At 65.2% G+C, this 13136-nt stretch carries 10 protein-coding genes; 3 read left to right on the forward strand and 7 right to left on the reverse strand.

All coding sequences use genetic code 11. The features are described 5' to 3' along the window. Positions 1-16: 16 nt before the first annotated feature. Positions 17-691, forward strand: a complete 675-nt coding sequence (locus tag MRBLST15_RS02480; RefSeq protein WP_265951831.1) for a response regulator transcription factor — start codon at positions 17-19, stop codon at positions 689-691. Positions 692-698: 7 nt separating this feature from the next. Here MRBLST15_RS02480 and MRBLST15_RS02485 read toward each other — a convergent pair whose 3' ends face one another. From MRBLST15_RS02485 to MRBLST15_RS02500, 4 genes are read right to left on the reverse strand one after another with little or no spacing between them, the layout of a single operon-like run. Then, positions 699-4031: a hybrid sensor histidine kinase/response regulator gene (locus tag MRBLST15_RS02485; protein WP_367785078.1), complete on the reverse strand. Its 3333-nt coding sequence runs from the start codon at positions 4029-4031 to the stop codon at positions 699-701. Between the two features lie 47 nt (positions 4032-4078). Then, positions 4079-4564 carry a MaoC family dehydratase gene (locus tag MRBLST15_RS02490; RefSeq protein WP_367785080.1) on the reverse strand — a complete coding sequence of 162 codons (486 nt, stop codon included), beginning with the start codon at positions 4562-4564 and terminating at the stop codon, positions 4079-4081. Next, a complete protein-coding gene (locus tag MRBLST15_RS02495) occupies positions 4561-5439 on the reverse strand; it encodes an alpha/beta fold hydrolase (protein ID WP_367785082.1) in 879 nt (292 codons plus the stop codon). The genes MRBLST15_RS02490 and MRBLST15_RS02495 overlap by 4 nt, the downstream gene beginning before the upstream one ends. Positions 5440-5450: 11 nt before the next feature. Next, entirely contained in the window at positions 5451-7625 is a 2175-nt protein-coding gene (locus tag MRBLST15_RS02500; RefSeq protein WP_367785526.1) for a TonB-dependent receptor, read from the reverse strand. Between the two features lie 170 nt (positions 7626-7795). On the opposite strand from MRBLST15_RS02500, the gene MRBLST15_RS02505 reads away from it, so the two are divergent. After that, entirely contained in the window at positions 7796-9199 is a 1404-nt protein-coding gene (locus tag MRBLST15_RS02505) for a GntP family permease (RefSeq protein ID WP_367785084.1), read from the forward strand. Between the two features lie 87 nt (positions 9200-9286). Further along, complete coding sequence (locus tag MRBLST15_RS02510) at positions 9287-10291, forward strand: alpha/beta hydrolase family esterase (RefSeq protein WP_265951825.1); 1005 nt, start codon at positions 9287-9289, stop codon at positions 10289-10291. A gap of 117 nt (positions 10292-10408) precedes the next feature. On the opposite strand, the gene MRBLST15_RS02515 is transcribed toward MRBLST15_RS02510, so the two are convergent. The 3 genes from MRBLST15_RS02515 to msuE are packed head-to-tail and all read right to left on the reverse strand — an operon-like array spanning position 10409 to position 13106. Then, complete coding sequence (locus MRBLST15_RS02515) at positions 10409-11449, reverse strand: methionine synthase (protein ID WP_265951824.1); 1041 nt, start codon at positions 11447-11449, stop codon at positions 10409-10411. Between the two features lie 40 nt (positions 11450-11489). Continuing rightward, positions 11490-12467: a DUF1852 domain-containing protein gene (locus tag MRBLST15_RS02520; protein WP_265951823.1), complete on the reverse strand. Its 978-nt coding sequence runs from the start codon at positions 12465-12467 to the stop codon at positions 11490-11492. 57 nt (positions 12468-12524) lie between these two features. Then, positions 12525-13106 carry an FMN reductase gene (msuE, locus tag MRBLST15_RS02525; protein ID WP_265951822.1) on the reverse strand — a complete coding sequence of 194 codons (582 nt, stop codon included), beginning with the start codon at positions 13104-13106 and terminating at the stop codon, positions 12525-12527. Positions 13107-13136: the final 30 nt, after the last annotated feature.

Here is a 13136-nt window from a genome sequence, read left to right on the forward strand (position 1 = left end):
CTAACCTCCGCTGGACATGCCGACCCTGCTCATCGCCGACGACCACCCCTTGTTCCGCGCGGCGCTGCATCGTGCGGCCGAGGAGGCGGTGGCCGACCTGCAGATCAGCGAGGCCGATTCGCTGCACAGCGTGCTGGAAGCGATCGAGAGCCAGCAGATCGACCTGATGCTGCTGGATCTGCACATGCCAGGCAACCATGGTCTTGCCGGTCTGGCGACCATACGTGCGCTTCAACCGGGGCTGGCGATCATCATCGTTTCGGCCAATGAAGAGCCGCACGTGATCCGTCGCGCCATCGATCTGGGCGCAGCCGGCTATCTGCCCAAGAGCTCAGGGCTGACCGACCTGCAGTCCGCGCTGCAGACCGTGCTGGAAGGTGAACGCTGGATTCCGGCGCTGCTGCGCGAGCCGGTGGCACGGGTGGCGCCCTTCAACAAGGACGCCGATCTTGCAGCGCGCTTGTCCAGCCTGTCCGCGCATCAGTACAAGGTGCTGAGCCTGGTGGCCGAAGGGCTGCTCAACAAGCAGATAGCCGACCGGCTGGGCGTGCAGCTGCGCACGGTCAAGGCGCACATGACCCGCATCATGGGCCGGCTGGGGGTGCGTAATCGTGCGCAGGCCATCCGTGTGCTGCACGAGATGGGGCTGAGCGATCCATCGCGGCAGATCGAAGAGACGCAGGGCAGTTGACCCTTGGTCAGGGAGTTGCCGTAGCGGCCGTTGCCAGCAGATGGTTGATCGCCCAGCGCAGTGCCAGCGGTTTGAACGGTTTGTTGAGCAGCGACAGGCCCACGCTGCGCACCGCCTCGCGGGTTTCGCTGCCGGTGTCGGCGCTGAGAATCACCGTCGGCCGCGTCCCGTGAACGGCGACAAGGCGCTTCCACAGCGCGACACCGGTATCGCCATCATCAAGGTGGTAGTCGAACAACCACAGTGCCGCCTCCTGTGCTGAAGCACCCAGCGCATTGACATCGCGCGCCGCGATGACATCGCAGCCCCAGGAAAGCAGCATCTGTCGCATTGCCTCCAGGGCCTGCGGATCGTTATCGACCACCAGCACGCGGATGCCCTTGATGCTGCTGTTGCCAGCGGCGTGTTCAGTGCGCGGGGCCGCAGGCGGCACTGCCCGCGCCACGGTGATGGAGAAGGTCGAGCCGCGTCCGAGCGCGCTGTGCAGTTGCAGCGGTGCATGCAGCAGGTCGGCGATGCGGCTCGCGATGGTCAGCCCCAGACCGAGGCCCTGGCCGTTGCTGCGGTCGCCACGATGGAATTCCTCGAACACCACCGCTTGTTGCTCCGGGGCGATGCCCGGGCCGCTGTCATGCACGCCGATCGACAGGGTCTGTCCATGCCGGCGTACGCCCAGCAGCACGCCGCCACGGCGGGTGTAGCGGATGGCATTGGCCAGGAAGTTCTGCAGCACCCGGCGCAGCAGCAACGGGTCGCTGTGCACCCACACGCGGGTCCGTACATGGCGGAACTGCAGGCCACGCGCCGCCGCCAGCACGGCAAACTCCTGCGCAAGTGGATCCAGCACGGTCGACAGCGCGAACGGGCGGGGATCGGCGACCAGTCCGCCGGCTTCCAGTCGTGAAATATCAAGCAGACCCGACAGCAGATCGTCGGTGGAGTCCAGCGCGCCACGGATCTGGCGCAGGAAGCTGTCCAGGAACTCCGATTCGATGTGCTGCGACATGGCATCGGTCAGCAGCTGTGCCGCATGCAGGGGCTGGATCAGGTCGTGGCCGACGGCGGTGAGGAAGCGTGTCTTGGCCACGTTGGCCCGCTCGGCTTCGTGCACGGCCTGCTCCAGCCGGGCGGTGCGGTCCTGCACGCGCAGCTCGAGGGTTTCGTTGCTGCGCTTGAGCGCATCCTCTGCCCGACGGAAAGCGGTGACATCGGTGAAGGTGGCCACGTAGCCGCCACCGGGCATCGGGTTTCCGCGGATTTCAACGATGGTGTTGTCCGGGAAGATCCGCTCCGACAGATGCGGAGTGCCGCGCCGCATGTGTACCACCCGCCGCTGCAACGCCTTGTCGCGCGAATCGCCGGGGCTGTCACCGATCTTCAGCTGCCCCAACGCCCACGCCGTCAGGTTCGACACCGGCTGTCCCACCTGCAGCAGTTCCGGCGGGAACTTGAACAGCGCGGCATAACGGCTGTTCCAGGCCACCAGCTGCAACTGTGCATCGACCACGCTGATGCCCTGGCTCATGTTTTCCAAGGCGGCTTCCAGCAGGCGCTGGTTGAAGCGCAGCACCTGGGTAGCTTCGCCGACCGCGCGGGTAACGGCGTCCAGCGGTGCAGCGCCACCATCGCGGGCGGCCTCCACCAGCAGGCGTGCCATGCCCGCACCGACCACGGCGGTCAGCTCGCGCTCGATGGCGGTGACCCGCTCGTCATCCAGCATCTCCCCGGCGTGTCCGTCCATCAGTTGCCGCGCCCGTTCCTGGCCGAGGAAGCGACCGGCGGTCTTGCGCAGCGACGCGGCGGCGACCGCGTCGCGCTGCCGTGGCATCGAGGGACGCACCGCACGCGACACCAGCACAACGGTCGCAAGGTTGACCGCCAGGCTCGCCCCCATGCTGATGGCGATATGGCCCGGCTGCATGCGCAGCGAGAACATCGCCAGCCAGTACAGCCCGTCGGGGCTGGCCGACGGCGGCGGGGCGGGGATCACCATCGGCAGCAGTACCAGCCACAGCCAGACCAGTGAACCCAGCACGATGCCGGCGATGATGGCCGGGGAGGGCGTGCGCGGCCGGTACACCGCCAGCAGCACGGCCGGTGCCAGCTGCGAGAGCGCGGTGAACGACATCAGGCCGAAATCGCTGAGCGCCTCGGTGCCGCTCATCGCGCGGCTGTACAGCCACGACATCAGGAACACGGCGAGGATGCCGGCGCGACGGAAGGCCAGCACCCGCGGTCGCAGATCGGCGCCGCTGTTGAAGCCGTTGACGCCGCTCAGCAGCCGTGAACCCACGCCGTGGTTGCCGAGCATGATCGACAGGGTCAGCCCGGACAGGATCATCATGCCGGTGGCCGCGCTCAGGCTGCCCAGGTAAGCCAGCAGTGCCAGAACATGGTGGCCGCGCTCCTGCGGCAGCGCCAGTACATACAGGTCGGGCGACACCGAAGACGGCAACTGTGCGGCACCGGCCAACGCCATCGGCACCGACGGCAGGCCGATCAACAGCAGGTACACCGGGAACAGCCAGCGTGCCGTCTTCAGGTCCGACGACTGCCGCAGTTCGACCACGCCCACGTGGAACTGGTGGGGCAGGGTGAATGCAGCCATCGCGCCGAGCGCCACCATGGTCAGGTAGTCCGGCACCACTGCCGGCGGCGGCAGGTGCGCCATCTTCTCCAGCAGCGGCGTGCCTGCCTTGTGCACCGAGAGAGCTGCATACAGACCGATGGCCAGCAGTGCCGTCAGCTTCAACAGCGACTCCAGGCCCAGCGCGACCACGATGCCGCGATTGTGTTCAGTGGCTGACGCCTTGCGTGCACCGAACAACGTGGTGAACGCCGCCATCGTCAGTGCGAACCAGAACGACATGTCCAGTTGCCAGCCCACCGGCGCGAACTGATCACCGAGCAGTGCGGCCAGCCCCTGGCTGACCGCTTTCAACTGCAGCGCGATGTAGGGAATGATGCCGAACAGCGCGACCAGGGTAATGGTGATGCCCAGCCCTTGATCGGCACGCAGGCGCGCCACCACCAGGTCGGCGATGGTGGCACTGTTGTGCTGCTTGGCCAGTCGCCCCAGGCGCACCAGGAACGGCAGGCCGAAGGCAAAAATGAGGGCCATGCCGACCAGTGTGGGCGGGATCGGAAAGCCCCACTGCACGCCCTGCGAGGCGGCCCCGTAATAGGTCCACGCCGTGCAGTGCACGCCCAGCGACAGCGCGTAGATGGCCGGCCAGACCTTCGACAGCCGATGCCCTTGGCGCTCCCCCCACAGGGCGACGCCGAACAGCAGTACGGTCCACGCGATGCAGGCGAACAGGACGATGGAGGGCGTCAACATCGCTCCAGTGTAGAGAGAACCGTGGCCGGCGGGCAGCCGGCCCAGCGCTAGTCGGCGAGCACGAGCAGCGACAGCTGTTCGGCGACCACGGCGACCTCGCCGGCCGGGATCACTTCCACCGTCTTCTGCTGGGTCAGCAGCCACTGCCCGGGCCTACGTGCCTCCAGTGACAGCAGCTGCGAGCGCACCCGCACCTCGGAACCGCTGGGCACCGGCGCCAGGAAGCGGACCTTGTTCAAACCGTAGTTGAGTACGTGGCCGATGCCGGGAAAGCCGGCCAGGGCCGCCACGTCGTCTTCGACGGTGAGCGAGAGCAGAAGGAAACCATGCGCGATGGTCTGCCCATCCGGTAGGCCGGTCTGCGCGCGGGCCGGGTCGGTGTGGATCCAGTTGTGGTCGCCAGTGGCGTCGGCAAAGGCATCGATGCGCGATTGCGTGATGCGCGTGCTGCCGCTCAGCCGTTCGCTTGCTGCCCAGTGCCGCAGCGCCTGCAGGGCGCCAGGCAGCTCATCCGTCGAAACGCTGGAACTCATCGCACACGCTCCAGCAATGCCAGAATCGCATCGCGTGCCTCGGGCTCGGACAGCATCGGCGCATGGCCTACCTCCGGTACTTCAACGAGGCGGGCGTTGGGCGATGTGGCTGCCATCTGCCGTGCGACATCGGCAGGCAGGATGTCCGACAACGCCCCGCGCACCACCAGCACAGGCACCCGCGACGTCAGGCCACGCACCGCACGCCACAGCACCGGTCGCAGCAGCCACAGCAGCCACGGCCGTGTGGTGCGGATCACCGCCGGGTCGTAGTCCAGCACCATCAGGCCATCGCTGCGCTGGCGGAAGGTGCGCACGGCCATTGCCCTCCAATCGTCCGTCGTGAAGCACGGGAACGCGGCCTTGCCGATGGATTCCACGTAGGTCGTAGCGTCTGCCAGGTCCATCGGTGGCACCGGCTTGCCGGCGTACTTGCCGATCCGCGCCAAGGCTTCGCGCGGCACCTTGGGGCCGGCATCGTTCAGCACCGCCGCGGCGATCAGCCCGGGGGCACGCGAGGCCAGGGTGATGGTCACCAGCACCCCCAGCGACGTGCCGACGAACACCGCCTTGTCGATGTTCTGTGACCGCAGCAGCGCCACCATGTCATCGGCATAGGCGCGCGGGTTGTAGCTGGACGGGTCCGGCGCACGTTCCGAACCCGCACGCCCGCGCAGGTCGACCGCGATCACCCGCCAGCCGACGGCGATCAGGGACTGCGCAAGGGCATCGAAGTCGGCGCCGTTGCGGGTCAAGCCCGGGATGCAGACCACCGTGCCACGGGGCGGTGGTCCCGCGCCCGGTGCATGATCGCGCGCATGCAGGCGCAGGCCATCGTCACTTTTCCAGTACAGATCATCGTAAGACGGTGTCATGCAGACGCTTCCTAGAAATCGTAACGGACGCTGAGGCTATATTGGCGCGGCGGCCCATAGAAGCCAATCAGCGTGCCCACCGCCGGAATGTTGTAACCGGTGGTGCGGTATTCCTTGTCGGCCAGGTTGGTGCCCTGCAGCGAGAACGTCCAGGCGTCGTCGAGCTTCCAGATCACGCCGGCGTTGACCAGCCCGTAGCCATCCTGGCGGATCACCGGGCTCAGGTCGGTGGTTGGCCACACTTCGCTCTGGTAGCTGTAGCTCACCCGAGCGGACAGGTTGCTGCCATTGGCCAGGTCGGTGCGGTACTCCACGTTCAACGCGCCCGAGAAGTCCGGTGCGTTGGTGAACTTCATCTGCTTGGCCACGTTGACGCCGCGGTCCATGTACTCGTCATACTTGGCATCCAGCCAGGCCAGGTTGCCGGAGATCAGCCAATGCTGGCTGGGCAGATACTGGTACTCGATTTCCAGGCCGTTGATGGTGCCGGCGCCGGCATTGGTGAAGTCACCGAAGAAGGAATCATCGACACCGTCGCCATTGGTATCGATGCCGGTGAACACCGACAGCTGGATGTCCTTGTACTTGTTGTGGAACGCCGACAGGTTCAGGAACAGGCGCTGGTCGAGGAAGGCCATCTTGCTGCCGATCTCGAAGCTGTCCACGGTCTCGTCATCGAACGGTTCGGCCGAGCGCGGCACCGCCACGGCATTGGCGCGGATGTTGTAGCCGCCGGACTTGAAGCCACGCGTGGCCAGGCCGTAGACCATGATGTCGGGGGTAATCTGGTAATCCAGCGACACCTTGGGCGAGACGTTCTTGAAGTTGGTCTTCTTGTCGAAATCGGCAGCGATGGCGATCGGGCGCGTGAACGTCGCATCCGAGTAGAAGCGGTTGAGCACGATCGCGCGCTTGTCCTCGTCGGTGTAACGGGCGCCGACGTCCAGCTTCAGCTTGCTGGTCAGGTCGAAGGTCCAGTCGGCATACAGCGCGATGCTGTCGGTCAGTACCTTGCCACGGGTATCGCCGAACTGCAGGTTGAAGAAGTTGTTGCGGATCTGGCCGCCGGCTTCTCCACTGAACTGGTACAGGCCGACCACGCCGCGCACGCGTCCGCCGGCATCGTAGTTCAGCTGCACCTCGTTGCTGACCTGGTCGTCGTGGTAGGTGCCGCCCACATCGGCCAGCTTGACCGGCGTGCTGTCGAAGTCGATGTTCGCATCGCTGTCCGATTCGCGCTTGGCCACCACGTACTTCAGCGCAACGTCCTCGCTGGGGCGCCAGTTCACCGTGGCCGAGGCACCCTTGGTCTCCACGCTGTTGAGGTTGCGCATGCCCGAGCGGATGTCATAGCGGTCATCCATCGGCGGGTAGGCGCGCACGAACGGGTTGGGCGCCAGCATCTTCGAACCGCGCATGCCGGACTGGTCATCGATCCAGTCCAGAGCGAACTGCACGTCGAAATCATCACCCGCATACGCACCCAGGTTGAAGCGTGCCGCATTGATCTGCTTGTCACTCACCGGCTGGTTGGTGAACGTGTTCTCACCGAAGCCGTCACGATTCATGCTGGCTACCGCCACGCGTGCGCGCAGGCCACTGTCGGCGCCACCGATCGGGCCGCCGATGGCCGCCTTTGCGTCCAGCTGGCTGTAGTTGCCCACGGTGATCTGGGCGAAGCCTTCGGTCTGGGTGGGCAGGCCGCGCGAGATGTACTTGATCGCACCGCCGATGGTGTTCTTGCCATACAGCGTGCCCTGCGGGCCGCGCAGCACCTCGATGCGCGAGACGTCGAACACGTCCAGCAATGCACCCTGCGGGCGCGCGATGTAGACGTCATCCAGGTAGATGCCTACGCCCGGGTCAGCGCCCCAGGTCGGATCGGACTGGCCGACGCCGCGGATGTAGGCCGTGACCGTGCTGCTGGCCCCGCGCGCCGCGTAGATGGTCAGGTTGGGCACCTGTCCATCCAGGTCGCTGATGTCCTGGACGTTCATCTTGTCCAGGGCTTCGGAGGTAAAGGCAGTAACGGCAACCGGCACCTCCTGCAGGGTTTCCTCGCGCTTGCGTGCAGTCACCGTGATGCTGTCCAGATTGGTCGCCGAAGCGGTCCTGCCCGCCGCCAGCGTGCCCTGCGGCGCGTCCTGCGCCAGAACCGGCCCGGTGGCCAACAGCATGCCGATCATCAGGCTCAAGCAATTCCGTTTCATTCGGTCCTCCCCCAAGGCAGATGGCCCATTGCCACCCATGCTGCCTAGGCTAGCGGCGCCGTGGCACACCGGCGAGTGGACCTAGGTCCAGTCGGCAGCGGTCGCCAGATCCGGATACTGGGCGCGTCCCCACCTGGAAGCGCCGTATGTCGTTACTGATCGTACTTGCGGCGCTGGCCTTCCTGATCCTGGTGGCCTACCGCGGTTACAGCGTGATCCTGTTCGCGCCCATCGCCGCCCTCGGCGCCGTACTGCTGACCGATCCTTCGCTGGTGGCGCCGATGTTCACCGGCTTGTTCATGGACAAGATGGTCGGCTTCCTCAAGCTCTATTTCCCGGTATTCCTGCTGGGCGCGGTGTTTGGCAAGCTGATCGAACTGTCCGGTTTCTCCCGCTCCATCGTGGGCGCGGCGATCCGGCTGTTCGGCGCGCAGCGGGCGATGCTGTCCATCGTGCTGGTGTCGGGCCTGCTGACCTATGGCGGCGTGTCATTGTTCGTGGTGGTGTTTGCGGTCTACCCGTTCGCGGCGGAAATGTTTCGCCAGAGCAACATCCCCAAGCGCTTGATTCCGGCCACGCTGGCGGTGGGCGGTTTCAGCTTCACCATGGACGCGCTGCCGGGGACGCCGCAGATCCAGAACATCATTCCAACCACGTTCTTCGGCACCGATACCTGGGCGGCACCCGTGCTGGGCACGCTTGGCGGCATCTTCGTGCTGGCGGTTGGCATGGCCTACCTCGGGTGGCGCCGTCGCGTTGCGGTCCGCAATGGCGAGGGCTACGGCGATCCGGCCATCCTGGTTAACGAACCCACACCATTCGCCGGCACTCATCTGGCACATGCGGGCATTGCCGTGCTGCCGCTGGTGCTGGTGTTCGTCTCCAACAAGCTGTTCACCCTGGGCATCCCGCACTGGTATGGCAGCCAACACAGCTTCATTCCGTCGATCATGGGCAGCGCCGCACCGGTGGTACAGGACGTGGCGAAGAACACCGCGATATGGGCCGTGCTGGGTGCGCTGCTGGTGGGCATCCTGTCGGTGCTGGCGCTGGCCTGGCGTCCGGTGGTCACCCGGTTTGCCGAGGGCACCAAGGCGGCGATCGGTGGTGCAGTGCTGGCCGCCATGAACACCGCTTCGGAATATGGCTTCGGCGCGGTCATCGCCGCCCTGCCAGGTTTCATGGTGGTGGCCAATGCACTGGGCTCCATCAAGGATCCACTGCTGCACGAAGCGGTCACCGTCACCGGTCTGGCCGGCGTCACCGGCTCTGCATCGGGCGGCATGAGCATCGCCCTGGCGGCAATGTCGGAGACCTTCATTGCCAATGCACAGGCCGCCGGCATCCCGATGGAGGTGCTGCATCGTGTTGCATCGATGGCATCCGGCGGCATGGACAGCCTGCCGCACAACGGCGCTGTCATCACCCTGCTGATGGTGACCGGGCTGACCCATCGCCAGGCCTACAAGGACATTTTCGCAGTAACCATCATCAAGACCCTCGCGGTGTTCGTGGTGATCGGCATCTACTACGCCACCGGCTGGGTTTGACAGCGGCGTCGCAGCACCCTCTGGAAGGTCGGTCCACGAGGATTTCCGGTACCACTTCATCCACGACTCACGCATGAGGATCTGGTCATGAAATCTGGAATCGATTCAATAAAGGCGTTGATGCTGCTGCTATGCACCTGGCTGGCCACGACGGGTACCGCATCTGCGGCAGACCCACCCGGGCATTGGGATGTTGGCCTGTACGGCAATCTGTTCGGTGCCCGCGAGTACCAGGTGTGGGTGCCGGCCGGCTACGACCAAACGCAGCCGCTGCCCCTGTTGCTGGTGCTGCACGGCTGCGTGACCGGGCCGAACCTGATGGGTGAGGCCTCCGGCTTCAACGAGGTGGCCGATACCGAAGGCTTCATCGTGGTCTACCCGCGGCAGAACGTAACCTCCAATCCGGCACGCTGCTGGAACTGGCAGCTGCCGATCAACCAGGCGCGCGACAGTGGCGAGGCCTCGATACTGGCCGGCATCGTGGACAAGGTGAAGGCGGGCTACAGCATCGATCCGCATCGCGTGTACGTCACCGGTATTTCCGCCGGCGGGGCGATGACCTCCATCATGCTGGCCTGCTATTCGGACGTGTTCGCTGCGGGCGCTATCCACTCCGGGGGCATGTACAAGGGCGCGACCACGATCTCCGGCAGCGCCTACGCGCTGTTGGCCGGCAGTGTCTACTCACCGGACAGCAACGGGCGGCTGGCCTGGCAGTGCTCGGGTTCGCCGTCACCGCGACCGATCCCGGTGCTGGTATTCCACGGCACCGCCGACGCTACGGTGAACCCGGTGAACGGACAGCAGGCCGTGCGCCAGTTCCTGCAGACCAATGACCTGGCCGACGATGGCCTGGACAACGACTCGGTGAAGTATGTGCCGACTAACACCTTCCATGGCCAGGTGCCGGGTGGGCGCGCCTATACGGTCGATAGCTACACCTACGGCGGCAGGACGCTGGTCCAGCATTACGTGGTACAGGGCATGGGGCATGCCTGGAGCGGCAGCCAGTCCGGGTTGCCGTTCACCGATCCCAAGGGGCCGGATGCCACGCTGATCACGTGGCTGTTCCTGAAGGATCAGCAGCGCTGAGTATCGGGGCGCAAGGGTAGGGGAGGCGGCGCCAGTGCGGGAGTGGAGGGCTCCCGCGCTGGCGCGCCGCCTCTATTTCGCGGAGCGGAGCGTGTTCGACAGGATGCCCCGGCCCGCTCAGCCTTGGGCCAGGAGCTCCTCGCGGATGATCTGTGCGCCTGCGCTGAGCGCGCGCAGCTTGCCTCGCGCCACCTCACGCGCCAGCGGCGCCATGCCGCAGTTGGTGCTGGGGTAGAGCTTGTCGGCATCCACGAACTGCAGCGCCTTGCGCAGGGTGTTGGCCACTTCTTCCGGTGTCTCCACCGTGCTGGAGGCCACGTCGATGGCACCGACCATCACCTTCTTGCCGCGCACCAGTTCGATCAGGTCAATCGGCACGTGCGAGTTGTGGCACTCCAGCGAGATGATGTCGATGCTGGAAGTCTGCAGCTTCGGGAACGATTCTTCATACTGGCGCCATTCCGAACCCAGCGTCTGCTTCCAGTCGGTGTTGGCCTTGATGCCATAGCCATAGCAGATATGCACGGCCGTTTCGCACTTGAGCCCTTCGACCGCGCGCTCCAGCGCGGCTACGCCCCAGTCGTTCACTTCGTCGAAGAACACGTTGAATGCCGGCTCATCGAACTGGATGATGTCCACGCCAGCCGCCTCCAGCTCCTTGGCTTCCTCATTGAGGATCTTCGCAAACTCCCATGCCAGTTTCTCGCGGCTCCTGTAGTGCGCGTCATACAAAGTGTCGATCATGGTCATCGGACCCGGCAGCGCCCATTTGATCGGCTGCGTGGTCTGCCTGCGCAGGAACTTCGCATCCTCGACGAACACTGGCTTGGGGCGGCTGACTGCACCAACCACGGTCGGTACGCTGGCGTCGTAGCGGTTGCGGATGCGGACGGTTTCGCGCTTCTGGAAATCGACGCCATTGAGGTGTTCGATGAAGGTGGTGACGAAGTGCTGCCGCGTCTGTTCGCCGTCACTGACGATGTCGATGCCGGCGTGCTGCTGTTCCTGCAGGGACAGGCGCAGGGCATCCTGCTTGCCTTCAATCAGGCCGTCATCCTGCAGCTTCCAGGGCGACCAGAGCTTTTCCGGCTCGGCCAGCCAGGAGGGCTTGGGCAGGCTGCCTGCGGTGGAGGTGGGGAGCAGATTCTTCGTCGACATTGCGTCTTGTGTCCTGGGGGCGAAATGGAAAATCGATGGATCAGCGGGCGGCCCACTGCTCAAGCACGGCGCGGTATGGCTTGATGAAATGTTCTTCGGTGAACTTGCCCTGCTTGACGGCCAGCTGGCTGCGCTCCTCGCGGTCGTAGACGATGCGGGTGGACGAATAGTCCTGGTGCTTCAGGCTGGGCTGGTAGACCTTGCCGGCCACGGAATTGGCGTTGTAGATCTCCGGGCGGTAGATCTTCTGGAACGCTTCCATCGTGCTGATGGTGCCGATCAGTTCCAGGTTCGAGTAGTCGCCCAGCAGGTCGCCCTGGAAGTAGAACGCCAGCGGCGCGACGCTGCCTGGGGGCATGAAATAACGCACCCGCAGGCCCATCTTGTCGAAGTACTGGTCGGTAGGGGAGAACTCGTCCTGGCGGTATTCCACGCCCAGGATGGGGTGGTGGTTTTCCGTGCGGTGGTAGGTCTTGCTGCTGGACACGCTGATGCAGATCACCGGTGCCTTGCTGAACTGCGCGCGGTAGGCGTCGGACTGCAGGAAGTGCTTGAACAGCTTGCCGTGCAGATCGCCAAAGTCTTCGGGAATGGAGAAGCTGTCCTTGCCCTCGTTGCTGGCGGGCAGTACCACGCTGAAATCGTAGTCACGCACATACGACGAGAAGTTGTTGCCGACAATGCCTTCGGTGCGCGCGCCGGTGTGCGTATCCACCAGGGTGGGGCGCAGCACTTCGATCAGCGGGAACGGATCGCTGCCATCGCTGCCATCGATGTGCATCTCCACCGAGATGATGTCCAGCTCCACCACGTAGCGATCGGCGTTGGGGTTGTCCCAGTGCGCCAGGTCGTTGCAGCGGTTGTTGATCATGCCGAGCGTGTTGCGCAGGTTCTCCTGGCGGGATGCGCCGCGGGCCAGGTTGGCGAAGTTGGTGGTGATGCGCGTGCCGTCAGCGGGCTGGTAGTCCTCGTTGAAAGGAATACGGGTGATGCTGAAGGTGAAGGTGTTGGTGGTCATGGGCGGCGTTCCGGTTTGCAGGGTGACATCCGAGTGCAGGTCGATGGCATTCGGCGTTCAGAGAGCGGCAGCGGCCACAAGGGGAACAGGTGCTGCACGATGGGAGAGGGCCAGCAGCGGCATCGCCCGCTGCACCGCCAGGCGCGCCCGCTGGATCAGCGCTTCGTCGTGTACGCGGCCTTCGGCGAAATCACGATCGGTCGCATAGACGCCCAAGGGCAGCGTGCGGGCCTGGAAGAAGCTGAAGAGCGGTCGCAGCTGGTGGTCGATCACCAGCGCGTGGCGCTCGCTGCCGCCGGTGGCGGCCAGCAGGATCGGGGTATCGACCAGCGCGTCCTGGTGGATGAAATCGAAGAAGTGCTTGAACAGACCGGTGTACGAACCGCGGTAAACCGGCGTGGCCACCACCAGCACATCGGCCTGCTCGACAGCGGCCAACTGCCGCTCCACGGTCTCGGGCAACTCCGAGCGCCAGAGCGCGCCGGCCAACTGCGGCGCCAGCTCGCCCAGTTCAATCAGGTGCTGATTGCAGGGTACGCCTTCGCCAATAAGGTCCAGCAGGTGCTCGGCCAGGGTCGCGGCCCTTGAAGGGCGCTGCAGCCCGCCGGAAACGGCGACGATACGGAGGGGGCGGGTCATCTCTTCGCTTCAGCAGGGGAGGGGCGCCTT

This window comes from Stenotrophomonas sp. LST15-1-1.1 (genome assembly GCF_040815575.1).
Lineage (GTDB): Bacteria > Pseudomonadota > Gammaproteobacteria > Xanthomonadales > Xanthomonadaceae > Stenotrophomonas > Stenotrophomonas lactitubi_B.